Source organism: Paenibacillus sp. FSL H7-0714 (genome assembly GCF_038003765.1).
Classification (GTDB): Bacteria; Bacillota; Bacilli; order Paenibacillales; family Paenibacillaceae; genus Paenibacillus_AQ.
In genome coordinates this window covers 755,566-780,310 of sequence record NZ_JBBOPT010000001.1, presented here as the reverse complement: position 1 = coordinate 780,310, position 24,745 = coordinate 755,566, and the positions used below count along the sequence as shown (strand labels likewise).

Here is a 24,745-nt window from a genome sequence, read left to right as displayed (position 1 = left end):
AAACTATCTCCTCTCTTATAGTAGAATAGCCTCTCGGCATTCGCCGAGACAGATGAGGCAAGGCTTCAATTGCTCCATCCAAACTCGCATCCGCCATGATGTACATACTATTATATTATCCCGCGCTTCATACCACGCTTGAAATGATGAAAAAACCTCAGAAGGATAAATGTTTAATACACGCGTGAGCACGGTGCAAAAGCCTACAATAATAGCAGGGCCTTCACTGTTATTCTCAAACTCAATGTCCCTTTCTTGTAAATAAGCTGTCAGCCTATCGAAATCGTCCTGATATTCCGGATAAAGCGGATAAGCTCATCCGTGGATATGTTGTATAAGATCCCATGCTCCTAGCTTGACAAACTTCGGCTGCCGTTCTTCAAAATCAGACAGGTTGCCATATGCAGTTTCAAAAGCCAGATCAATAAACTTCTGGCTCCTTCGAAATTCACTCCACTCCGGTTGCGTCAACTTGGCTCCTAGAACTTGCTCTATCTCATCTTGCAACTCATCTAAGAGCAGAGATTGCCATTATTCGATTGGAGCTACTAACGAGAATTCTGGGTATTTTTTCCTACTTGTTCATTATACAAACTTTTGCAATATGAGGATAGGGTGTTAATAATGACCACCAGGTAATAGGAGTATAACGCACTGAACTACAGGCAGGCTGTCAGTGAAAATACGTTCGATTACGCAAGCAAACTCGTTTCTGCTGTAAATCGATTCAGTTGAAACCCCCTTCAATCCATCACCCCAATAAATACATAAGTAAATCCACCTCAACTGCATCTACATCCTCCCCGGGTACAACTGCAGGAACGACCCGAAACCAGACTCTATCACAGTTGGATAGATTCATGACCGGGATACACAAACAACGTTATGAACCGCGTGCGGGCATAGTTATGGACTCCACGAATGTTTGTGACTACTGAACCCAGAGTTTCAATTCATCAAAATAACGAATACAAGAGCCAATATAAATAAAAGCACCTCAAACAATTAGAGGTGCCTAACAGTTGTATGCTATTGGTTTAGTTGCGCCATCCACGTCACGACTCAATATATTTCATCGATTGAACAAGTCGATGAGCACGCAAATATAGTGCCATTTGTTCTGAACCTTTGCGTAGGTTAGATCACTTACAACAAAGCGCTTAGCCTCCGTTTGCTCGAATTCACGGTTCAGCACATTCGCTGTAGCCGCGTTGTTACAACCGTCTTATCGGGCTTAAACTGTGCGACAGTGTAGGTCGAAACTAGCCCCTGCTCTTTCATGATTCGTCCAATACGGCGCCCGGATGTACCCAACCCTTGTCCCTTCAGCTTTACTTTAATTTTGCGTTGCCGTAGGCTTTATCAGCATTGGACGGCCAAATATGGCGAGACGCAGCTTCATTTTCGCGCAGTTCTGGATGTCCTTTTTCCGGGTTATGATAAAGCTTTTCAAAAGGTCTGTAACCGTACTTCCTTAGAATTATTATCTCGTTTCCCTACTCCTGCCGAGCTCTTAGCCGCAGATCGTGAAAAGGTTTTAAACTGCTCCTTGGCAACCGTCAAGGCCAAGTTTGGAACGAAGCAAAGCTACTGCAGTTGCTCGAGATCGCTAGACACAGCCTACCCGATCTTCATGGAATTGAAGCTCAAAAGGTAGTTCTTAGACAGTATATTCACCTTCTTAAAACGTACCAGCATCGCATGGATGACCTTTTACAGTCTATGCAAACCCTCGACGAATCGATGGAAACCTACCATCTTCTTCGTACGATTCCGGGCGTAGGGCCCTTAACTGCCGCCATGCTCATTGCTGAAAATGGAGATATAAAAAGGTTCCCTTCCGTGAAGCAGCTAACAGCTTTTGCAGGGCTAGACTCAGCTGTTCACGAATCGGGAACCTTCAAATCCAAGAAGAATCGTATATTGAAACGAGGCTCTTCGTACATTCGAATAGCTCTTTATCAGGCTACCGTAGCAGCCATTTCCAAGCAGGTTCATGGCCCGAGAAATTCGACTCTCTTTCAATTCAATCAGCAAAAACGAGACGAAGGCAAACCGGCAAAAGTCGCAATTGTGGCTGCTTTCATAAGCTTTTACGCATTATTTTTGGCATGTGGAACTCGGGAACGGCAATTCAGGCTCATTAGACTCTAAAAATGGATTATAATTTCAGCTTTATCTATTCTCCAGGGTAGGTTTATTTAAGTATGTTCAATTTTAAAATGACAAAATTATATTATCGAAGGCTTGACTTTGATTAGCTGGTTTATACGAAGATCAACTTCTCTGGTTTTATATATTATACAAAATGTATTAAATTATTTCATCCATAGTAATCTTTTAATGTATAGTTATCTTTTTCTTTGAGTAACTCCGTTTTATGAATTTCAATTAACTTTTGGATTCCTGCCTTTTCTTCAATAGATATTACTTGCTGAATAGTTTTTAATTCATCCATCATATTTGCTGAATTATTATGGCGGATATTTATCATCAACTCTATCAACTTTAATATATTTAATGTTCTAACCAACACAGATTCAGCAAACTTACTTTGTTGACTTTTTTCCAAAAGGTAGCTCTCAGTATTGAATAAATACATTAATTCTGAATTAATTTCATTAATTGAATCAATATCCTTTCTATATAGATCATCGGTTTTTTTATTATGATCTACATACTCGATTACACTCATTATCTTCTGTAATAATATTGAACTTATAATGTAATATTTTTTATTAAGATTGTTTTCTTCTCTGAAATAGGAAGATATTGATAAAAACGATGTAACTATGCTACTTGTAAACAATCCAATTGTTACATTGATTAGAAAACTAATCCATTTAGAGTCGATTGACTCAACAAAATAATTCAACAAAATAGATAATAAAATAGATATGCCTGCAATCGTCAATGAAACATAAAATATATTCCTATTCAAATTCATTATAAGCCTTCTTTCTAAAAGATAATTAAAAAAAGGGGGCATTTGATCTTCGTATAACGTTTGGTATTTCTGACGTTCAAGTGGCTTAAGTGACCAAAGGGAACGGGTCGTGAGACTGGCCAGCTGAATGTGTCGCTTGAATTACTTCCCTGATACTCCTCTTCGCGGCCAAGGAGCAAACGCGACGTTGCAGAAATGTTATGTTAGATGATGTCGGCTCTTCTTCGATAAACTATTTACTCAAGTACCTTTCAATTCCTGTGTTTCTATTAATGTTAGGTATTTTAACCTGTAATCCCACACTTTCCAGTAGTGTATTAAGGAAATTTATAGAAGTTACTGTGTCATTCATTTTTAATTCAACTTCATTGTCACTTGCTAGCATTCCACCAATTATTAGTTTTCCAAACTCTATTGTCTCATGAGATATTCTTTTATTTAAATAAATCCTAGTTGCAAAAAGATTAGTAAAACTTGCAAATAGGTCCGCCAATTGAATCATTGGAGTGTCAGTTGACTTAACCATCTTAAATACTTGCAAACTGTCAAAACCGGAAATGATCTCAGCCCCATTCTCTAACCTAAAAGTTGCTTTACCCCCTTTTCTATACCAGTTAAAAGCTTCTGGATATGCTTCCTCGAATTGTTTTGTTTCATCATGAAAAAATCTAACCTTTCTCATTCCAACTTTGCGAGCAAAACTCTCTGATAATTGAATAAACGAGGCAAATGTAGGTAGGTTTAGACTATGTAATGCTTTGTTTTTCATTGCTGTTAATGAATGAGTCTCTTCCCAAAGAATATCCTCCATGTATCCAGATGATCCACTTATAGCTTGAGCTATTTTGTAATGACCAGAATTATTTAATTCTGAAATAATAGTCTGTTGAACATCAATAATCCCTTCAATAGAAAGATTATTATGAACATTTGCAAACTTAGCTATTGATTGAGGACAATCGTTATAGATTATCTCTGCAATTGATTTTTTCACTCCATTCATCCAAGAAAAAACAGGAAGAACAATGTCATTATGTTCTGAATCTAAAAATGCTTCAACAATTTTTCCAGAGATACAGTATTTTTTTTCAGCAATAATATACAACGGTACACAGCCTAATTTCCCTACTTCATGAAATAGTTGATTTGCAATTTTTTGACCTTGATTACTTTTAAGAATTTCTGCTCCCTTTAATTCAGTCTTCTCGGGATAGTATTCTTTCAAATATCTTCGAACTATCCCATCTACTTTAAATCTTTGATCTTTCTGAATAAGCCATCCTGCTAGTACATAAAATGGCTGTTGAGGATCCAAGTAGTTTCCGCCACTATTACCGGATTCATCACAATATAGATCATGGATAGTCATCGTTTTTTCCTTTCCTTTGCCGATTTCATCTAACGTTCTTGTTTCCACGAACCCGAGAGGCTTAAAGGAGTGCAAGCGACTGGGTCCGCCAGGACTTAGCCTCGAAGTGGTTATCGCCTGAGTCTGCTTCCTTGCTACAGAATTCGCTCCGTTGTGAATCTGCCACTACTACTTCCAGTGCGACCTAGGAACCTTCAAGTTCCGCAGCGTGGATACTGTGTTATCGGATGCTCCGCTGTTTACACCCAAGCAAGATCGGTTTTGGGTTTCTCGCCCTTGATCTTCTCTTTATAATGTGTTTTATTCAGATTTTATACGGGCTTTATATAGGTTTATACAGGTTATAGTGTCTTTTAGATAAGGTCTATAAATCCGGCGACCACGTGCTTTCTCCTTCGTCTACCGTTTCTCGTTACGTTCTTCTACCGTTGAAGGTTAACAAGTAGCTATCAAGCTTTTTTCGTCTTTATTGTGTTTCAAAAGGGGGAGAAACCTGGGCCTAGCTTGCTTTCAGGCCCTACGATCTTGCGTTCCTCCACTCCTGTGATTTCTCTTCCTACAGAGGATGGGTTATTCTTCTTGTTTTCGCTTCAGGAGTTTCCGATAACGTTCTACTGCCGTCGATCCAATATGATCAATTCTATGTACATCAAAGCCAATTTCCGTTACGATCTGGGCTCTTAAGTCTTTAAAGAGACTTGACCAGTTATCGCTGTACGGCTCGATAATTACTGGATCCTTTACTGAGATCACCAATCCTAAAGATTTTTTAAGCTCTTTGCTGATTTCTCATAACGTTCTTATATTCACGACGTCCATTACCCTTAGATAGCTCTTATCTTAGGGTAATGGATGTGTCCAGCTGCCTATGCTTCTCGAAGAATATCTGAAAGACCAAGGGCTATTGGCCCGAAGCGCGAATATTATGTTAGGTGAAGTTGCTGGCATCATTGAATATACTTATATACCTCTTATATTCTTGTTTGGGTAAGTTCTTCCACATGAAATCTTGTGAAATTATTATTGTCGTCACAAGTTAGATGAACCAAACTATATTGTGTTTTTAGTTCAATATCGGTATAACCAGTTTCGGAATTATTTCTGATATCAGTTATTCTAATATTCATAGCATTTTCATTAATTTTCTCTGAAACAGCAGATATTATCTGATCGCTATCAAATGACTTACTCATAACAAGTTGGTTCTGGTTCATTCCCGTCTTTACAAGAATAAGAGTAAATATTCCTTTTATTACATCCCAGGCAACTCCCGATTCGATCGATGATTTTATGAATAGAATTAACTCTTCACGATAGTCTCCTGCGCCCCTCTCATAAGAGTGTTTCTTGTGTCCTATAATTTGAACCTCTAAGCTATTTTCGGCAAACACTTCTGATAAATCTGCTAGAAACTCAGTATCATAGATATCATCAAAATTGAGCAACACCCCATCACTTGTGGTTCTAAAGTTATCGAACGCTAGCTTATCATCTACTCTGTCTAATACTTCGAACATCTTCTCACACCAATTGCGAATCATCTCGACTAACTTTAGATCTGCTTCTAATCCCATGGAATAAAACAAATTAACAACAATAGTGTGATAACTTCCAATAGAATGCACATCGAAAGTCATTCCATCGTTCTTTGCTGTCATTATCTCTACAAACAAATCCCTTTCAGCCTCTTTTTCGAAAGTAGATGATTTGTATATTGCTTCATATTTCAATTCTTTATAGCTCTCTGTTAACTCGTCATTAAAAAATTCATAATAAATTTTAAGATCAATGTAATTCATATGCTTAACTCCTCTTAATAGATTTCACAGCAATTTCACCTAACGTCTTATTCACGAACTTTGTAAATAACTCCATATTTAGAGTATTCGCGAAATCATTAGGCTATCCTGCCCGTTGGCTTAATCACTTCATCATCCATTCTGAACTTATGGCAATATTGAAAAGTAAGGTTTGAGGAAGAAGTTAAATTATTCTCACTCCCATCATGAGTCAGTAATCGTTTTGAAAAACAAAAGCACCTAGCCGCTCAACGGCTAGTGCTCTATTTGAATTATTATAGGATATATGACCTTGAAATTATCGTTCGACGGCGAAGTTCTAACATACTAGACAACCGTAGAAGACGCGGAGACACACAGCAGATTCGATGATTCTAATGCGTATTAATTTTTTCAACATATTCATTGATCAGTAACAACTTCTCTTCCGGTAAGCTCATTATTAGTTTAATCAACTTTTCTCTGTCGATGGAGCTCTTTTTCTTTTCAATGGTCTCTGAGTTTACTCCTTTACCTATCCAATTTGCAATCTCATCAATGTTCTGAATCATTTCGGCGAAATCTTCGGCATTTGGTCTCATTACCCAATTTTTAATAGTACAATAGTATTTTTCAAGGAGCTGTTTGGCCATAGATTCATCCGAACCTTTTTTCTCTGCAACTGTTTTATTAGCACAAGGAATTATTTACCACTTGTTTTGAATGGTTATCCTGCGGTACTGTTAAAACAATCAACCACCACAGTATATTTCATCCGTTACGGATGAGATATTTTGTGGTGGTTTTTTCTGATTAATAGTATTCATGAATCAATAAAACTAGCTAAAGCAGCACCGTTATTCAAGGATACGGGAGGTAGTGTTAATCCATGAATTGATTGAATCTCTGTAGAATAGGATTCTTCTTCGTATTCTTACAAAGGGAATTTGATTTTCTCGCACCATTGCATAAATACAGTCCGTCGAGACGCCGAGATACTCAGATAACTCCGTTACAGAAAATATAAATTTCATCTGATGATTATCTTGTTGAAAGATTGAATTCTCTTCTCCGTTTTCTGCAAGTGTGTCTGATTGAAACTTTTCTTTCTCGATACTGATAAGTAGCTGTTCTTCCATTTGTACTAACGTTTTTAATAATTGAATTCGTAACAAGTCATATTCTCTCATAACAATCACCCTTGATATTAATCAATTTAAATACTTAAACTTGAATCTGTTTGGAGGCGATCTTACACTATTACGCTAATTGATCTGTTGATTTCCAACTACTCTTTAATGAGGTTATGTCCACATTGCAAATTACACAAACATGGAGAAGCGTGATACTATTTGACTTTGCTAATGACCACCATACATGCATTAATCTCCTACTCTCGTTTGTTCAATCAATCACTCACTTATGTGAGTGATCCAGAATTCAATCCACACCATGGTTATGATATATATGGTGAATGCAAATGAATGAACATGATAAATATTGGGTTGAGCCTATACTAATGGCAAAGAAATTTTTGAGTACGACGGATAAAATAGAAAAAGCGAAGTGTCGTAACTATGTACTTAATGCAAACTATCGTGATCTATTCCGTATTCAAATCTATAAATCTCTTTGGGAGCAGCTAGTTCTGTATCCTGATGTCTTCTTTCGAAGACAGCTATTTGCAAATTCGTTAGGCTTAAGCCAACAAATGATACGGGAAGTAACAGGGGTTGCATCTGGAACCGTTCATAATCTGTTAAACACGAGCCAGCAGCCCCCTCTCAGTGTCGTCCATATATATGCAGTCATGTGTAACGTTCCTTGGCAAACGATTGTAGAGCAAAATCCTAATAAGAAGTATTTTTCAATTCCAACAGAATATTGGTTTAACGGCGCTTCAGTTGAAAAACGAATCGATGAACTTAATGAAGAGCGAAATCAGGTTCAGAGCATACGAGGTTACTGGATCAGTGATCCCCTTTCACTTTTTGAAGGGGAGAATAGTCCCATTACAGCAAGATGGGTGAGAAGCTATCCAGAAATAGAGTATCTCGAATTCCATCTAAATCACGAACCCTCACTCTATCCTCAAAAAAGAACCAACATTAAGAAAATGTTTCCGTTTGCAACACATCTTGTGACGACCTATACGCCTTTGCAACCACTTCATAAACGGTCCTTCTGGATAATAGGACCAAAACCAAAAAAACAGACTGCATTTGAAGAATTGTTAAAAGTCATCGAAAAGCGACAGTACACCGACGTTACCTCTCTTTAGAAACTGCTTGTATTCCCCTCCATTATGTTGGCTTTCTCATGTTGATGAGTGATTAACTACAAATCATCAACATGGTTAGGCTAGTGCTAACAAACCTAATGGAGGCTACGCTTATGAAGAAACAATCTTCTGATACATCCCCTCATTTAGAAAATCAAAACAACCTCGAAACCCAAGAATCTTTTCGGCAGAATTTTTCTTTTGCCGAAAAGATTCTTGACGTTCAGGGTATGTTTCCCACCCTCAGTGACGATCATGATATTAGAAAAGTCACGCGTGAGAAGGTGGAACATATGCTGTATGCCAAACAACTGATACCTGAAATTCAACCTATTGAAGACAAGACCTATCTAGGGGCAAAAGGTATTAATCAATGGATATGGGAAAACAAAATACATCCTGAAATATCTCAAAGCTTATTACGAGAGTATTTAAGTCGTAGTATGCGCAATGCACCCCATGTCTTTTTCAGGAAATTCCAACTTACTCGCAACCTGGTGCTTCACACTGCAGAACTTTTTGAGATCGCACCTTCTCAGATTGAAGATGGACACTTGCTTGATCCCAAGACCCTTCATCAGGGGTTCGAACACCTAGCGAAGGATGCGTACACATCAACCCTATTCCAATTTTTAATGCGAAGTTCCATTCAAAGCGGAAGGTTAGAAAAGATCTTCCCGTTCTTTAAAACATCAGACAAGCAGACAAATATGCATCCGAGAATCCTGGGCTTCCAAATGCATATGGAGGAAAAAGGATTTTCTCGTAAACATATTCGAAACACATCTACCCACGTCACCCAGCTCTTTGTTTGGCTTTGTGCAAACGTCCAGACATTTAAGCAAGCTACTCCTGACACAATCTCCGTTTTTCAAATTCAAAATGAACATTTACTGATGTACCGCACCTACAAACTTAAGCTCGTAAGGGATGGAGAGTGCAGTCAAATCTCATTTACACATAGTATATATGCCATTCGCTCATTCTATCGTTTTTTACATGAAAGATTTGGCTTTGAGTCTCCTTTACAGCGCTTCCGTTCCATTAAGGCACCCCGATACAGCCCTCGTGAGCTTCCAACGGATCAGCAAATCGAAGCCTTTTTTCAAGTCGTGGAGCAGTACGCAAGAAATCCTGTCCGTGAACAGATTGGGTATCGATTGATGTTCCATCTGGGGCTCCGATTATCTGAAGTGGCTCATATCAAATGGAGTGATATTAATTTAGGAATACGAACGATTGTTATCCATAGCAAAGGTAAAAAGAGTCACGTTTTACCACTGTCCGAAAAACTTTGTTCCCTCTTACAAGAGCTTCAAACTCAGCCTAGAACAACCTACCTCTTGGGACAAAGAATCTCTACGATTAAACACGATGTATATGAATATTTCATTCTTTATGCCATGATCACCGGTTGGCCGTTTCCAGGCGGCGTTCATATCTTCCGTCATATGTTTATTACTCGCCTTGCCTATAAAGGCATCCTCCCGCAAGCGATAAAAGAATTAGCCCGTGTACGAATGCTGGATACTGTAGGGTTATATATTCATATGTCGCACCGAGACGGACACATGATTAGTCAAATCGATTTGCTCCAATATGAGTAAGAAGGGGATACGTGTTATGCCAATATTTGATGATACGATAGCCAATGATATTGCTTTTGAAGAAAACCTACTCCAACTGGCGGATCAATACGGACCAGATACATTTAAACGCATGTTGCAGCGCCTCTCTCCCCAAAACAATGCTGATGCGATAACAATGAAGGAATCAGTTCTGCTGGATGTTGCGGTTCTCCATTATTATGAGAGTGATGCGTTTCAGAGCTTAGCAAAAACTTCGCAACAAGCATATCGCTATGAAATGGATTTGTTCTTACGGTATTGTGAACGCTCAAAAGGAGCAAACCCAAACCTCAAGGAGATTTCATCTACAGCCTTTTTAAACGACTACTTAGCCCCCGTTCAAAAACTGAATACACGCAACAAAAAAAATGCTTTTTTAAGAAGTTTTCTAAGAGAGGTTTTTGCTCATTTCTTCAACCAGGATATCCGGAAACTCAAACGAACCCTCCCTGTGGTAATAGATCAAAACCGTGAGCCACGTGCGTTTGCCAAAGAACAGTTGGATGAGCTGCTATGCCTTGTTAGACTTGGGCGAGAAGCTCACCGAAATTTCACCATTTTATGGACCTTTTTAGGTTCGGGTATTCGACTGAGCGAATTGTTACATCTACAGATTGGTGATATTGTTTCTTCCCGGCAAGAGATCCTTGTACGCGGAAAAGGAAAAAAGGGATATAAGCAGCCTAGTAAAATAACTAAATCATCCCTTCAGATACTGAGTACATACGTGAGCTTTCGTTACCATGGTGTAAAAGACGCACACGATTATCTGGAACGATATATTTTTTCGGATGATAGAGGAAACTCTCCTCTACACGAAAGCACGGTTCAGAAGATGTTTGCCGCCTTGATTGATCAAGCAACAACTATACCCGAATCCGACAAAAAACCCTATAAGCTTTCCGTACACTCTCTACGGCATTCCTTTGCTCTCTATCTGCTTGAATCCGGAGTAAATCTATATACGATTAAGGAGCTTATGAGGCATTCGTGGCTGAGCTCCACGGAGGTTTATTTAAAATTATTTGATAGTATGCTGGTTAAAGCAATCGATCAGCATCCCCTCGCTCAGCTTAAAGCAAGCGACCTTTTTTGAATCAGGAGGCAATCCCTATGGCTTTTTTACTTCAGTCCGCCTACTTCCAGATTTGGAGCAACCAATTCACATTAAGTTATTCAACCAAACAACACTATATAAGCGTACTCAAGAAATTCGAAGCTTTCTTACTTCACAATGGTTTTGAAGGCGAACTTGATTTTGATCGATTTCATGCCAGTCGTGAACACCCCGGTAGATTTCTCCCCATTCAACGACAGGTCTTCGATCGTTTTTTTATTGACTTAAAACAACATGAGCGTATGTCGAATATGAATTTGGCAGCGACCATTACCGTGTTAAGATGTTTCTTTGAATTCCTGTATGAAGCGGATCTGATTCAACATAACCCACTAGTCGGATATCCTAGGCCAAAATTCGAGTCTCCCATTCAAAACACGGCCTTGTCGAAGGCAGAGTGTCTCGCCCTTCTTCAAGCTGCATTGCATAGAAGCCCGTTCTACCGGCAAGAGTTTGTGTTTCTCTGGTTCATGTTGATCACGGGTCTTCGAATCTCAGAGGTCCGTTTCCTGAGGCGTAAACGGGTACACTTGGATACACGGATCGTCCACGTTTTTGATGCACAAAAAACCGAGAAATACCCTGTCGCTCTCCCTAAGGATCTCACAGCAGAACTTGAACGATACATCCAACATCCTGAATATCTTAAGTATGCTCATCAGGGGGATGAGTACCTATTCCATCAACAAGGAAAAATCATGACCGTCGATAAGATTAAACGGATACTATCCGATTTAACTCATGATGCAGGTCTTGACAGGCATATTCGGCCACATGATCTTAGACGAACAGCAGGATATTTGATACAGACAGGTGGTATGAGCATCATCGATATTCAGCATCAGCTGCGACATAAAAATGTAGGAACAACGTTGCGATATGTACCACCTTTGAATGATTTGACTAAGATTCTTGAGGATACCTAAGGTGATATCAATCAATATTAATCTATTAAGGTAAGGTCTCACTTCTTCATGAATGGACATAATGACTAATATAAAAATCCATTGTAGAAGGTGTTTTGACTTGGCTAATATCCAAAAACGTGGTGATAATTCATGGTTCTTAACGGTTAATGCTGGTAAAGATGCTAGAGGAAAATACGTTCGTTTCACAAAAACCGTTCATTGCCGAACAAAACGAGAAGTGGAAAGCGAATATGCTAAATTTCGGATGGAAGTGGAAGCGGATGAATATGTGTCGCCTCAGAAACTAACATTTGGGGCGTTCGTCGAAGAATGGAGAGATAAGTATGCCGTAAAGCATCTGGGATTCAAGACGTTATACACATATGACTCTAATCTTAAGACCCGAATTCTTCCGTACTTTCAGCATCTAAGACTGGAGGAAATCAAACCACTTCACATCGTAAACTTTCTGAATCAACTCGAAAAGGTAGGAAGTCGTGGAGATAAAAAAACAGAAGGCTTAGCCTCGGGTACGATTGAAATTCAGCACCGTATCTTAAAAAACATACTCAAACGTGCAGTGGAATGGAGAATTATTAAGCGAAATCCGGTTATCGATGTACAGAAACCAAAAGTCCATTCCAAAGAGATCGTCCCCTACAATGAAGCAGAGGTAGAGCAAATGCTTCGAGCGTTGCAACGTGAGCCATATCACTGGAGGGTCATGATTACTCTGGCTCTTACAACCGGATTACGGCGGGGCGAATTACTCGGACTGGAATGGAAGCATCTTGATTTCAACAATGGGATGTTAGATGTTTCACAATCACTGATTCATGCTCTTAAAGGTGAAGTCATCGTCAAATCTCCTAAAACAAAAAAATCCATTCGAAAAGTAGCATTACCAAGTTCCATGTTAAAGGAGCTAAGAGAATATTACGCTTATAGAATACAAGAAAGAATTGACGTTGCCGATTCGTGGTATAACGGAGATTGGTTTTTTATATTCTCACATCCCAATGGACAACCTTTCCATCATGAGCGTCCCTACCTTTGGTTTCGACAATTCATAAAGAAAAATGACTTTCGATACATTCGCTTCCATGATCTCCGGCATACCTCAGCCACAATTCTGATTAACCAAGGCGTTCATGCTAAGATTATTTCAGAGCGACTTGGACATGGTAGCATTGCCACAACTATGAATATTTATGGACACGCTCTCCGTACTGCTGACCAAGCTGCAGCTGATAAATTCGAATCTTTTTTTACATCTGATGCTGCACATGGACAGTGAAAAAGACGTACATGAAATTCCTGGCGTCTTCTTTTCTCTCTGGATTTAAGAAAAATCCCCTTCTGGAGTGATTTATCGAACCATGTCTAGTTACCCAATCCAACTTTTTCTTCCTACATTAATTGCAGCTTGGAAGATGAATTCCCACCTAGAACCTAAGCTACTCCATCTTCACTTAAATTATAATGACCAGTTCAAAAAACAACGGCAGTCTAGGGGTCCTTATAAATTCCTAAACTGCTGTTGTTTTTCTATTTGGAGGTCAGTCTATTACTTTTCTTCTTTCTACACTCAGCCTTTCTAATCTTATGCCTTTTTCAACTTTGATACATTCCTAGCACTGTGCTTCATTTTTCTCATGTTATCTATTTCACGGATTCTTGCATCATATTTATCAAACGCATTTTTTATAGCAGGGTCGGTCATTTTACGTATGTCGACTAAATCGAGCGGATTATATCCTTGAATTTTCTTCTCGATGACTTCGATAAATTGACTATTCTTCTTTTGAGCATATTCACGCCAAGGTGTTTCACGTTTGTCGTCATTACAGCCTCGGCAGGCAGGGATGATGTTTGCCAGTTCCATTGTCCCTCCTTCCATATTAGAGACAACATGTTCTCTGGTAAGAGGTAGCTCCTGGTTACAATAGGCGCACTTATTAAAGAAGTTTTTCTCCGCGTCGAGTAAGAAGTTCTTTCGCGTTAAATACGTTCTATCAGGCAACAGTCGAGTAAGTCTATCTCTCAATTGTCTACCATTAATGTTTGCCATAATTGAGAACGATTGACCTCGTCTCCTAGTCTTTTTCTTCAATACAATGACCATTTCCAATCATCCTTTCTACATAATTAAGAACTTGGATTCAAAGGCATACATAATCGAGTGACGATAATCGCACACCACCTGATCATAGCAGGACATAGAGTGTTTGCTGCGGCGTCTTCACGGCACAGAGGCTGAAGCAACTGCAGCCGCTGTGCCGTGAAGGCGCCACGCAACGTCTAGAAGAATATCTTCCAGGAGTGTGGACTGGATGTGGGATACTGTGTGTACATGCCATAGCTGGCGCACCAATCTCACACCGACCGACTAGGCGGCCGTGATAACCGATTCGCGTACGATCTTGTTTCCAGATGAGTCCTGACAATATGACCGGTACTAGCGATCATTTAAAGGAAATAAAGTTGGAGATTAGCACGATGGATCGAACAATTGCAGATCACGTTCCTAGTTCCTCCGTATGAGCCTACGGCCTTCAGAGAGCCGGTGAGAGCCGTCGGGATAGCAGTTAAATACTTTTACTGTTAATGACTTGCTGATCAGATGTTGAGGCGATTCTGACGGCACAATCGGCTCCACATGTACCGCCAAATATTTAAGCTTTGCTTTTTGTTTTTTTTGTAGGGCAGCATTGAGTCATAACGTTCGGGCTCATCATTGATTGACAGCCGGTACATCTATAATTAATTTGGTCGTCCTTATCAAGTTTTTCTAGGGGCTGAGTGGAATATAAATTAGGCTCCTCAACAAACTCAAAGTAAAATTGTTTTTGCAATTGTTTCCGGGTCTCCCACTCGATTTCCTGACCAGGAACGTAATTATGCACGTCTCGAAGCCATATTTCAAACCGTTGCATGATTTCGGTATACGGTCCGTCCCCCTTTTTCTGACTTCCGGTTTTAGGAAATGCAATACCAAGAGCGTCGGACCATTTTAGTTTGCTGTTTCGTCTTGCATATAGCCGGCTGCTTTTTTGACTTTTTCTTTGTGTATCTAAACACAGGTTACATAGCTGCAGGGACTCATTGCGCTCAGCCAGTGCAATATCCTGAGGAAGTCTCGCATAGAGCTTCCCACATGAGGAGCACTCCAAGATATGAATCAGTGGTGGGTCAGATTTTCTACGCTGTGCCGAGTTAATTTGCTGAGCAGCTGCTCGTAGATCCATTTAAATCACTCCTTATGTGCGTTGCTTACAAGACACATTATAGATGAACCTCAGTATTGTGTCAAACCGACTAGGTACATTGGGGTTTTTTCTGAGTCATATATTAAAGTATGGACAAGCCAACTGTCTTAGGAAAATAAAGTTGTAGACTTAGAAAATAATGTATTAGTCTGTAGTAACTAATTAAGCTAACGGGCAGATTATTTTAATAGCGTTTCCAATGTATTTCTAACTACTTTTAATAATAAACAACGACCATTATTAATATAATGGTCGTTGTTTATTATTAAAGGGGTTTTATAAAAAGGAACATTAATATGAAATGACCAGAGGAGAAGAGCTTTTCACAAATTGACCCATTGGATTTTTATCAAAATGATTTACTTCAATAGAGTGGACTTGATTTGTATTTATGTCGGTATAAATGTTAACGATTTGAAAGCTGTTTGTTCTACCGTATGTCATTCCGAATAACGAGCCCCCTGATACAAAAAGTAATTTTCCTTTAAAGTCCTTAATAAACAGTTCTTGCCTCTCCACTAAAGGGTCATGCTTATGCCCGGAGAATACAGCAGTAAAGCCAAGTTTCATTAGGGTATGTTTAAATGTAAAAGCATTAACTGCTTGGGAATACCTTTTAAACTCTATACTTGGGTGATCAATCATATTATGATGTACAACTGCGACTTTTATATAGTTATCAAAACCAGGGTGTTTAGTAGATAATTTCTCGTGAATATTTTCAAGCTCATTCAATTCCTCTGTATGTACATATATTACTTCATGCGATTCTTCCCCAACTCTATGAAAATGGACGGATTTAAAGCCATAAATAAATAACTTCAAATCATGATCAATAATATACTTATTCATATGAAGTGGGTTATGGAAATCATCAAAATAATGTTTAAACGATGCAAAAGCTAATGTATCAATCTGCTGCTTCGCATAATCATGATTACCTGGAACTACATAAGTATTAGAATTGTGTACTCTAATATTACCTAAAAAATCCTTTGCTTCTCTAAATCCCACCTCTTCATTTTTTGAGGTTAAGTCACCACTCACAATTAAAAAAGCATCATCATTTATTTCTGTTCTTATTGCATTGAAAAATGATTTTGCATTAGCCTGCTTAATACCAGTTGTATCTTCAATTTTATCTTTATTGTCTAACCCTGCATCCTCTAATGATCCAAAATGCAGGTCTGAGATATGTAGTAACGTAATGGTTTTTAAAGAAGGGTTACTTTCCTCTTCTTTAATTATAATTTTACCTTCTGATAAAAAAATACGCCCCCGGTTAGTTAAGGTTATTTTAGTGGAGAGTCGCACATCATATAATAAAAGATCTCTTCTAAATAATTTTAAAACAGTATTATTTAATAATTCTTTAACTTTAGCAAAATTACTATATTCATTACTACTTTCTATATCGTATATGGAATTAAACCGTTCAATAGTTGGATTAAACAAGTTAATAACTCTAAAAGCTAATTCATCAAAACGTATAGATAAATCATACATACTCTCGAATTCATAAACCTTTTGAAGAATTATCTTTTCTAGTTCATCGCCTTCTATTATCTTGAGTTCTGTTTCCACTTTTTCCATAACTACTTTCTCAACAAGTGGAGCTGACTTAACTTTTTCAAAAAAATAGTTCGGGTCTTTTCCTTGTGCTTTCAGAAGGCTGTATTCTATGAAGCCAGTCTTTGTAAAACACAAATATCTTTTATCGACATATGGACTCCAAAAAACTAAAGAAAGGTCAACTAAATGATCTTTTATATGTTCATAAAACAATTCAATTTTCTGGAAATTATATATATCATGTATTGCAATTTCTCCCCAATCTTGATTTTCAGTTGGGATATGACCAAAAAATTCGGAATATAGGTCTAATTTTAAATCAGAATGCTTAATGCGTCCTTCTATTGTTTCACCATCTTTAAGTTTACTAATTTTAAACATTCTTTCAAAAATTACTTTAGTAGCTTTATTACAATTTTCATCTGTAATAAGTTCATTTTGTTCTTTTACATTTGTCTTCATTGTTTCACCTCTTGCAAGTATTTTACAGGGGTTGTTGTAAAAATTCTACTATGTTCCTTTATTAATTGGACCAAACAAAAAAAAAATTTATTGGTTTAAAAATCTTATCTTTTGATGGCCACTGATAGTAATTAAATAGTTATATGCAATAAATTGAATATATTAAGAAAATATCATTCTATTATTGGGCAGGAATTTCTGATACCGATTTTATTGAGACTTAATTAGTCTAAGACCTTCGTTTAGAAGAAAACTAGAACTATTAGGATGGTTTTATTATATATTCAAGCGAACTTTGGTATCATTAGGTAGCGGATAAGTAATTTTATAAAAACCTCAAAGAAATATAAGTAACAGAGAAGGTAGCTTAAGTTCCGTCCGCAAGATGGATTTCGAAGAAGTGGATTCAGCGGACAACTCTGTACTACCTAACCGCATTCGCAGCCGGGGCTAAAGCCCCTTAAGGTAGTAAGGGTTCGTAAATGCAACATCGTTTGATGACATATTTAAAAAAGGAGTTCACTCAATGACAGACAGAAAAAAGCTTCCAACAGGTGTGGAAGCAGAAGTATTAATTAAATCCAAAAGAAGATGTAGTCTTTGTTATGGACTTAACAATGATCTTGAAGAAAAAGCAGGACAGATTGCCCACTTAGATAAGAATAGAGATAATCATTCAATTGATAATTTAGCTTTTTTATGTTTTGTTCATCATGACAAATATGATTCTAGAACAAGTCAAAGTAAAAACTATACTATTTCTGAAATTAAAAAATATAGGGAAGAACTCTATAACTATTATACATCCCTATACGAAATCAATTTCAGTGAGAATGATTACTATGGATATTTGAATCAAAAAATATCAGTAACAGCAAAGAATCTAGATATGGTTGATAACAAAATAAGGGTCAAGGTACCGAGTTTAGAAATGATGAAATACAAGCGGATTAATTTAGAACTGTGGAACAATAGTGAATATGAATTAATCATTAATAAGATAGAAATGAAAAATAAACTTTCATTCCACTATAGTAGCGCAGACTGGCATCCACTTCCGTTTAAAGGATCAGATAAAACACAAACATTTTCCAGTATTAGATATAAAAACAACCATTTTATTAACTTTGAAATTGAGAGTAATAAGTATATTAATTTATATTATGAATTCCCTGAGTGTAGAATTGGTCTCATACAAAGGATGTATTCATTACAATTTGATTTTCAGATTATGGTGACAATCCCTTCCAAATCACTTAATTATAAGACACCAGATATACAAAGAGAAATTACTAAATCAATCTATTTTGAGTTTATCGAAGAAGTATAAATACGTCGTCTAACACCATATTCACGCATCGGGCCCTTCGAATCCTTAAGTCGCTGGGACATCAGCAATACGGGGACGTTATCTGAAAGTGACGTATTAACTAATATTTGACTTGCATTTTTTTTAGTTTTTGATATTCGTTATATTCCTTATTACAAGAATCATTAATCTCAGAATTTAAATTTTTTAGTAGGTGAAAATCAGTTTTTATAGTTTGTCCTCGATCAATTAATGAGACAGTATTATCTTGGCTAGTTAATAAGTCATACCACTTTCTTAAATACCCATTAAAATGACGGACTCCAAAATAAACATCCTCATTTATTATGATAGCTTTTTCTTCAAATTCACTAGAATATAGTCTAAGATGTTCATGAATATAAGTCGAAAAGTTTGAAAAATCATCTGATACTAGACACTTATCTAATCTCTCAATCAATTTTTCCTGCTCAAGGTTAATATCATTTGAGTATTTGAGCTTTAATGGGTATCCTTTTAGAAATTCAGATCTATATTGGTTACTAAGAGTTAATTTAACACCTGATAATGTACAAAACCACCAATCACACCTCCAATAATTGATCCAACGAATGCTAAAGCATCCCAATCTAACTTGAACGCTTCAATTGCTTTTGCACCGACAAGAAATAAGAGTCCAAAGCATAATAGTATAATAATGATCATTAAAATATTTTTCAGTTTTTCAAACAAAACTATCACTCCTTTAGTATTTTTATACGAGTATGTAGTAGATTGGATTCAAAGGCTTTAGTAATTTCAAGAAGTCGCCCCCATCAGATAACAGTGTATTCACGCTACGGGCCATTTGGCCCTAGGTCTGCCAGTAGAGAATTCGGGGAAACGTAATTAGGCAGACAACCCTACGGGTTCGAAAATAAGGGAACTTTAGATGAAATCATCCACTAAAATAAATGGGTGATGACTAGATAATTTTTTACTCGTAGTGATTCCGCTAAGGGAAACGTTGGTTCAATAAACCAGTGGCTGTCCAGGACTTTTTTTCCAGTTCAAAACTTCCTTCAATTTTTATATTGGAGCTAGCCTAATACTTAATTTTCTTTGAACAGTTACACTCAAATCGATATTTGAATCTGATTCTGTACAAGCACAAAAAAGAAGACGCACAGGAGTTTCCCGGTGTCTTCTGTTCATTTAGGCTGAAATTGGGTGGATTTTCACATCAATTTCACATCAATTTTACATCAAGTCTCTTCTCCGCCATCTGTACCACCAACATTTTTAATCTGTACCATATTGGAAATCCCCGGTAAATAAAAGGATTTCATTTCACTGTACCAACCCTCACCAGCCAAGCCACTGATTCCACATGCACCGTATGCGGGAACATGTCCACCGGAGTCACCTCCACAGTCTTATACCCGCCATCTTCGAGCATCCGCAAGTCCCTTGCCAGTGTCGATGGATTACACGATACATACACCACACGCTCCGGCTTCATCGCCAGAATCGTCTCCAAAAGTCGTGGATCGCAGCCCTTACGCGGAGGATCGACCACGATAACATCTGCCGTAATCCCCTGCTCTTTCCAGTTAGGGATTACATCCTCAGATGCGCCTACCTCAAACACTACATTATCCATACCATTCAAAGTGGCGTTCGCCCGTGCATCCTCAATCGCCTCACGTACAATCTCTACACCGTAGACCTGTTTAGCATGCTGCGCAAGGAACAATGAAATCGTCCCGATGCCACAATAAGCATCTATAACAGTCTCGTTTCCCGTAAGTCCTGCATATTCCACTGTCTTACCATAGAGAACCTCGGTTTGCGCCGGGTTAACCTGATAAAAAGAACGGGCAGAAATCGCGAATTTCACATCGCCGATATAATCGTAAATAACATCGTTCCCCCAAAGGGTACGTGTTGTATCACCGAAGATTACGTTCGTCTGCTTAGTATTCACGTTCTGGCAGATGCTTGTAACAGCTGGGATTTCACGGCGGATCTCAGTGATCCATTCGTCCAGATGTGGGATGCGTTCGCCATTAGTGACGAGTACGACCATCATCTCACCAGTACGGAAGGCTTTCTTTACTACGACATGACGCAGTAAGCCTTTGCCGGATTCTTCGTCGTAAGCAGTAATGCCGCGCTTCCGTCCGATTTCTTTCACCTTGCGCACAACGTCATCGTTATCTTCATGCTGAATCAAGCATGTTTCCATATCGATGATCCGGTGGCTTCCTCTCGCGTAAAAGCCGCCCACAAGGCCGCCTTCGGTTACACCGATCGGCACCTGAGCCTTGTTGCGATATCGCCAAGGCTCGTCCATGCCCAGTGTAGGGCGGACGAGAATACCCCCTGTCGGATCCGTTCCAGCGTCTCCGCCACCACCACTCACCCGGAGCTTCCCAATCCGCTCCAGGTTGTCCACCACCAGCTGCCGTTTCCACGCCAGCTGTGCCGCATAGTCCATATGCTGCAGCTGACAGCCGCCGCATTGGTCATAGATCTCGCAAGGCGCCGCGATGCGGGCGCTGCTCGCCTCTACTAAATTCAGCAGCTTGGCGTAGCCATACTGCTTCTTGGTCTTGAGCACCTTTGCCCGGACCTTCTCTCCGGGAAGAGCTCCCTGCACAAAAAGGGTAAAGCCTTCTACGCGGCCTACCCCTTCACCTTCATGGGTCATGCCGATAATATCGAGCATAACCTCATCATTTTTATTCACAGGCAGTCCGGCGACAGGCGCCTTGCCGACTGGGCGGCTGGTGCTGCGTCCACTGCGGTGTTTACTCATTATTTATAGTTCACTTCTTTCATTATCATCGCTGTATAAACCCAATCAAATGCCTTCAATCATTATCATATCTATATATCCACAATAATCTTCAATCGCTCTTAGCTTAGTTATTTTCAGCAAAAATCCGCAAATGCTGTGGCAAAATCCGGAATCGCCCTGGCAGTTCTCCACCCAGTTCGCCGTCCAAGTTCAATTGGACATGTCCTGGAGAGATTACATCCATCGCATCCGTACGGAAATAAATAACCTTCTTATCATTCAAATGCTCACCACGAAGAGCCAATCTGACCAAACGGACAAACTCTGCCAGGTTGCATTTTTTAACCGCTATAACATCTAATAGACCGTCATCGATCCGAGCGCCGGGAGCAAGCTTTTCGAAGCCGCCAACAGAATTCGTATTTGCAATCAGGAACAGCATAAACTCATCATGAATAACTTCCTGCCCATTGGCACGAATGATTAGTTCCTGAGGAGATAGGCTGACCATTTTTTCAATACCTTTTAAATAGTACGCAAGCTGCCCAATCATGGTCTTCAGCTTACTAGGAACTTCATATGTCAGTTCGGTTAGACTACCGCCGCCTGCTATATTAATAAAATAACGGTCATTTGCCTTACCGATATCAATCGGACGTGTCTCTTGGCGAATGATCAGATCACAGGAATCTTCCCAGTTCTTCGGGATCCCCATTGCGCGTGCAAAATCATTAGTAGTACCAAGCGGCAAAACGCCGAGCGGGGGAAGATTAGGCTTCTCCGCCATACCATTAATAACCTCATTTAAAGTGCCATCGCCACCGGCTGCTATGATCAAATCATAACCGCGTTCTACTGCATCTGCAGCAGCTAGCATAGCATCGCCTTCTCCGGTTGTTGCATGGCAGGTAGCTTCAATGCCACCAATATCCAGCCGGTCCAAAATATCGGCGAGCCGCTTCTTCATTTCTTCCCGTCCAGAAGTGGGATTATAAATCAATCTCGCAGTTTTCATTACCGGAACGCCACCTGTTTTTATAATAGAATAACCTAATTGATTATACCTAATTCGGACCACTACAATCAATGTTAAAGGCCCTTTCATGCAAATATTCCATTATACAGCAATTAATGACACTAAGTTAGAGAAAAACAACTATTTATATGTGTATGCAACAAATCCCGTATTATCCACAGATGTGGGCACTTTTTTTATGATTAAGTGTGCTCAAGGGTAGGTGCTTTATCGTTTCATTCGAATCTGTTCGAGGAGTGTCTCTACCTGTCTCTCAATCCAATGCGGAAGAAGGGGATGGGGCAGAAGCGTTTGACCAGAATACTTATAGGTTAACCCTTTAAGTCTGTTAGGAACCACATGCTTAGTAAAATAGCCTTCACTCAAAAAAAGCGGTGCCACCAGAACCTCGTGACCCTGCTCCTGCCAATACTCTACCTTGCTTCTTATACTATCCGGACTCAGCAGACCATAGTCGGCCGCCGCTACGCCACTTACCTCACGTACACGTCCCGCCAGCGAAGATATACCTTTCTGCCAGCGCTGCCGGAAGCCATCATATACACTGCCATGACCCACAAGCAAAATCGTCTCTCGCTTCGGTTCCGTAGACAGCTCACGTAGCTTGTCCCAGATCATTACAGCGATGTCCGGATCATCGTCGATAGGATAACCGTAGTGAACTTTAGCCTTCACTGAGAACAGCGCTAAATCCGTCTCACGTTCAGGCTCAGGTTTGGCGCCAAGTGCATATTCTATCTCATCGACATGTGTGCTTCCTGAGGAAACGAACAATGGGATCACAATAATATCTGTGATCCCTGCGTGTTCCAGCTCATTTATTCCATCTTGAATCAGACGGCCCTCTACCAGCTCTAAAAAAGAGACCACAACAGGAATCTCTTCACCTAGCGATAATCCGCTTACGGCCTCCTCTACGATTGACACCCAAGCCTTATCGCGAGAGCCATGACTGATAATAAGTACGCCCGGTACCATAAATTAGCGTCCCAAACGTTCCAGCGTTAATTTATATCCGTCATTGCCGTAGTTCAGGCAACGTTTTACACGGGAAATCGTAGCTGTGCTTGCGCCCGTCTCTGCTTCGATCTGGTTGTAGGTGGAGCCTTTGCCGAGCATACGCGCTACTTCCAATCGCTGCGACAGCGATTGAATCTCGTTCACAGTGCACAAATCATCAAAGAACACGTAACATTCTTCCATATTTTTTAACGTTAAAATAGCTTCAAATAATTGGTCGATACTTTTATCATTCAACTTCTTAAGTTGCATCAGCTTTTCATCCCCTAAAAGTTCTATCAGCATTAGTTTCTCTAATTAAGCTCCGTACAAAACTAGCTCCGGAAACATAAACCTCATGCGACTATCCTGCCTTTACTATATTGCACTGGAGCGCATTTTTCAAGCATTAACGATTTCACGCTGTAAAGAGTGAAATCGATGGACAAACGTCCACCTGTGGCGCACACTCAATATGTATCAAACTACGTTTGTTTCTTCCTACATAAGAAATAGCACCTACACTATAGTACTACATAAGCGCCGAAAATCAAGCATGTACACGCTTTTTTCACTTCTTAAAGACGATTATAGGCATTCGCCCTTTTCCGCTCCTATCACGGGTAACCCGGGCATTCGTCTATACCGTATGTTCGCCCATGACATACAGTATAGCAAACCACTAACAAAGGAATGTGATATTATGCCTGATCATTACTATAATCATTCCCGCCGGAACCAGCGTTCACTGACCGATACTTATAATGCATCTGCTTACCCCGGGCTCAGTCCATATGCGCCTTCATCCCCCCCAGGTGAGAGCGCAATCCTTCCCGCTTTAGGAGCAGAAGCTGCCACTGAAACAGCTCTAGCGCTTCCTGCTGCTGAAGCTACAACAAAGGCAAGCGGCGGGCTTGCCGGATTGCTTAGCGGCTTAGGCGGTTTAGGCGGCGGGGGCGGAATCGGTGGGAATATGGAGCAAATCAAAGGTATCATCGACCGAATGGGCGGTATTGACGGGATCGTAAACTCCATGGGTAAAGTGCAGAAGGTGATGTCCGGCTTCCAGCAGATGGCTCCGATGGTTAAGCTCTTCATGGGTAGCTTCGGCAAAGGAAAAGGAGCAGCAGGCGCACTGGCAGCCGAAGAGGATGCCGCAATGTTCAGTCCGAGTCGGCGCAAAAAAAGACGCTCCACCTCTGGGCGTCGTAAATCTACTACAACCACACGCCGGCGCTCTACTGCCTCTACCGGAAAACGTCGCCGCAAATAGCGGTGACGTTTTATT

At 39.6% G+C, this 24,745-nt stretch carries 24 protein-coding genes and 1 pseudogene; 8 read left to right on the top strand and 17 right to left on the bottom strand.

The features are described from left to right. Window positions 1-315: 315 nt before the first annotated feature. Window positions 316-507 (bottom strand): hypothetical protein, encoded by a 192-nt coding sequence (locus NST34_RS03510; RefSeq protein ID WP_143759001.1) that lies wholly within the window; start codon window positions 505-507, stop codon window positions 316-318. Between the two features lie 568 nt (window positions 508-1,075). Further along, window positions 1,076-1,350, bottom strand: a pseudogene (locus NST34_RS03505) (IS3-like element IS655 family transposase); the annotation flags it as partial. A 351-nt stretch (window positions 1,351-1,701) separates the two neighbouring features. Between NST34_RS03505 and NST34_RS03500 the strand changes: the two are divergent. Continuing rightward, entirely contained in the window at window positions 1,702-2,154 is a 453-nt protein-coding gene (locus NST34_RS03500) for an IS110 family transposase (protein ID WP_341127145.1), read from the top strand. Window positions 2,155-2,323: 169 nt separating this feature from the next. Here the strand turns inward: NST34_RS03500 and NST34_RS03495 are convergent, their stop codons facing one another. The 6 genes from NST34_RS03495 to NST34_RS03470 all read right to left on the bottom strand — a co-directional run bounded on the left by NST34_RS03495 (window position 2,324) and on the right by NST34_RS03470 (window position 7,284). After that, complete coding sequence (locus NST34_RS03495; RefSeq protein WP_341127144.1) at window positions 2,324-2,947, bottom strand: hypothetical protein; 624 nt, start codon at window positions 2,945-2,947, stop codon at window positions 2,324-2,326. Window positions 2,948-3,179: 232 nt separating this feature from the next. Beyond that, entirely contained in the window at window positions 3,180-4,364 is a 1,185-nt protein-coding gene (locus tag NST34_RS03490) for a DUF3800 domain-containing protein (RefSeq protein ID WP_143759004.1), read from the bottom strand. A gap of 522 nt (window positions 4,365-4,886) precedes the next feature. Next, the gene (locus tag NST34_RS03485) at window positions 4,887-5,069 is read right to left on the bottom strand and encodes a GrpB family protein (RefSeq protein WP_179089273.1); all 183 of its coding nucleotides are present in this window, start codon (window positions 5,067-5,069) and stop codon (window positions 4,887-4,889) included. A gap of 218 nt (window positions 5,070-5,287) precedes the next feature. Then, on the bottom strand, window positions 5,288-6,115 hold the full coding sequence (locus NST34_RS03480) for a hypothetical protein (protein ID WP_341127143.1): 828 nt from the start codon (window positions 6,113-6,115) through the stop codon (window positions 5,288-5,290). A gap of 374 nt (window positions 6,116-6,489) precedes the next feature. Continuing rightward, window positions 6,490-6,747 carry a hypothetical protein gene (locus NST34_RS03475; RefSeq protein WP_341127142.1) on the bottom strand — a complete coding sequence of 86 codons (258 nt, stop codon included), beginning with the start codon at window positions 6,745-6,747 and terminating at the stop codon, window positions 6,490-6,492. Between the two features lie 204 nt (window positions 6,748-6,951). Continuing rightward, window positions 6,952-7,284, bottom strand: coding sequence for a helix-turn-helix domain-containing protein (locus NST34_RS03470; protein ID WP_341127141.1), 333 nt, complete (start codon window positions 7,282-7,284; stop codon window positions 6,952-6,954). Window positions 7,285-7,574: 290 nt separating this feature from the next. On the opposite strand from NST34_RS03470, the gene NST34_RS03465 reads away from it, so the two are divergent. The 5 genes from NST34_RS03465 (at window position 7,575) to NST34_RS03445 (ending at window position 13,325) form a co-directional block, all read left to right on the top strand. Next, complete coding sequence (locus tag NST34_RS03465) at window positions 7,575-8,375, top strand: hypothetical protein (protein WP_076104144.1); 801 nt, start codon at window positions 7,575-7,577, stop codon at window positions 8,373-8,375. Between the two features lie 113 nt (window positions 8,376-8,488). After that, on the top strand, window positions 8,489-9,982 hold the full coding sequence (locus NST34_RS03460) for a tyrosine-type recombinase/integrase (RefSeq protein WP_341127140.1): 1,494 nt from the start codon (window positions 8,489-8,491) through the stop codon (window positions 9,980-9,982). Beyond that, the gene (locus tag NST34_RS03455; protein WP_341127139.1) at window positions 9,975-11,099 is read left to right on the top strand and encodes a tyrosine-type recombinase/integrase; all 1,125 of its coding nucleotides are present in this window, start codon (window positions 9,975-9,977) and stop codon (window positions 11,097-11,099) included. The genes NST34_RS03460 and NST34_RS03455 overlap by 8 nt, the downstream gene beginning before the upstream one ends. Before the next feature lie 17 nt (window positions 11,100-11,116). After that, on the top strand, window positions 11,117-12,046 hold the full coding sequence (locus tag NST34_RS03450; RefSeq protein ID WP_341127138.1) for a tyrosine-type recombinase/integrase: 930 nt from the start codon (window positions 11,117-11,119) through the stop codon (window positions 12,044-12,046). 100 nt (window positions 12,047-12,146) lie between these two features. Continuing rightward, window positions 12,147-13,325, top strand: coding sequence for a site-specific integrase (locus tag NST34_RS03445; protein ID WP_341127137.1), 1,179 nt, complete (start codon window positions 12,147-12,149; stop codon window positions 13,323-13,325). 306 nt (window positions 13,326-13,631) lie between these two features. On the opposite strand, the gene NST34_RS03440 is transcribed toward NST34_RS03445, so the two are convergent. The 3 genes from NST34_RS03440 to NST34_RS03430 form a co-directional block, all read right to left on the bottom strand. After that, on the bottom strand, window positions 13,632-14,099 hold the full coding sequence (locus NST34_RS03440; protein WP_341127136.1) for an HNH endonuclease: 468 nt from the start codon (window positions 14,097-14,099) through the stop codon (window positions 13,632-13,634). Between the two features lie 604 nt (window positions 14,100-14,703). Further along, on the bottom strand, window positions 14,704-15,276 hold the full coding sequence (locus tag NST34_RS03435) for a hypothetical protein (RefSeq protein WP_341127135.1): 573 nt from the start codon (window positions 15,274-15,276) through the stop codon (window positions 14,704-14,706). A gap of 312 nt (window positions 15,277-15,588) precedes the next feature. Then, on the bottom strand, window positions 15,589-17,331 hold the full coding sequence (locus tag NST34_RS03430) for a metallophosphoesterase family protein (RefSeq protein WP_341127134.1): 1,743 nt from the start codon (window positions 17,329-17,331) through the stop codon (window positions 15,589-15,591). A gap of 526 nt (window positions 17,332-17,857) precedes the next feature. Here NST34_RS03430 and NST34_RS03425 point away from each other — a divergent pair. Continuing rightward, entirely contained in the window at window positions 17,858-18,661 is an 804-nt protein-coding gene (locus NST34_RS03425) for a hypothetical protein (RefSeq protein ID WP_341127133.1), read from the top strand. A gap of 100 nt (window positions 18,662-18,761) precedes the next feature. Here NST34_RS03425 and NST34_RS03420 read toward each other — a convergent pair whose 3' ends face one another. The 6 genes from NST34_RS03420 to NST34_RS03395 all read right to left on the bottom strand — a co-directional run bounded on the left by NST34_RS03420 (window position 18,762) and on the right by NST34_RS03395 (window position 23,730). Then, window positions 18,762-19,100 carry a hypothetical protein gene (locus tag NST34_RS03420; protein WP_341127132.1) on the bottom strand — a complete coding sequence of 113 codons (339 nt, stop codon included), beginning with the start codon at window positions 19,098-19,100 and terminating at the stop codon, window positions 18,762-18,764. 89 nt (window positions 19,101-19,189) lie between these two features. Continuing rightward, the gene (locus NST34_RS03415) at window positions 19,190-19,372 is read right to left on the bottom strand and encodes a hypothetical protein (RefSeq protein WP_341127131.1); all 183 of its coding nucleotides are present in this window, start codon (window positions 19,370-19,372) and stop codon (window positions 19,190-19,192) included. Window positions 19,373-19,964: 592 nt separating this feature from the next. Then, window positions 19,965-21,440 carry a 23S rRNA (uracil(1939)-C(5))-methyltransferase RlmD gene (rlmD, locus tag NST34_RS03410; protein ID WP_341127130.1) on the bottom strand — a complete coding sequence of 492 codons (1,476 nt, stop codon included), beginning with the start codon at window positions 21,438-21,440 and terminating at the stop codon, window positions 19,965-19,967. Between the two features lie 106 nt (window positions 21,441-21,546). Next, complete coding sequence (locus NST34_RS03405) at window positions 21,547-22,437, bottom strand: diacylglycerol kinase (RefSeq protein WP_042184783.1); 891 nt, start codon at window positions 22,435-22,437, stop codon at window positions 21,547-21,549. Between the two features lie 228 nt (window positions 22,438-22,665). Continuing rightward, entirely contained in the window at window positions 22,666-23,436 is a 771-nt protein-coding gene (locus NST34_RS03400) for a sirohydrochlorin chelatase (protein ID WP_341127129.1), read from the bottom strand. A gap of 3 nt (window positions 23,437-23,439) precedes the next feature. Continuing rightward, window positions 23,440-23,730 carry a YerC/YecD family TrpR-related protein gene (locus NST34_RS03395; protein WP_019913624.1) on the bottom strand — a complete coding sequence of 97 codons (291 nt, stop codon included), beginning with the start codon at window positions 23,728-23,730 and terminating at the stop codon, window positions 23,440-23,442. Between the two features lie 430 nt (window positions 23,731-24,160). On the opposite strand from NST34_RS03395, the gene NST34_RS03390 reads away from it, so the two are divergent. After that, window positions 24,161-24,730: a tyrosine protein kinase gene (locus NST34_RS03390; protein ID WP_341127128.1), complete on the top strand. Its 570-nt coding sequence runs from the start codon at window positions 24,161-24,163 to the stop codon at window positions 24,728-24,730. Window positions 24,731-24,745 lie beyond the last annotated feature (15 nt).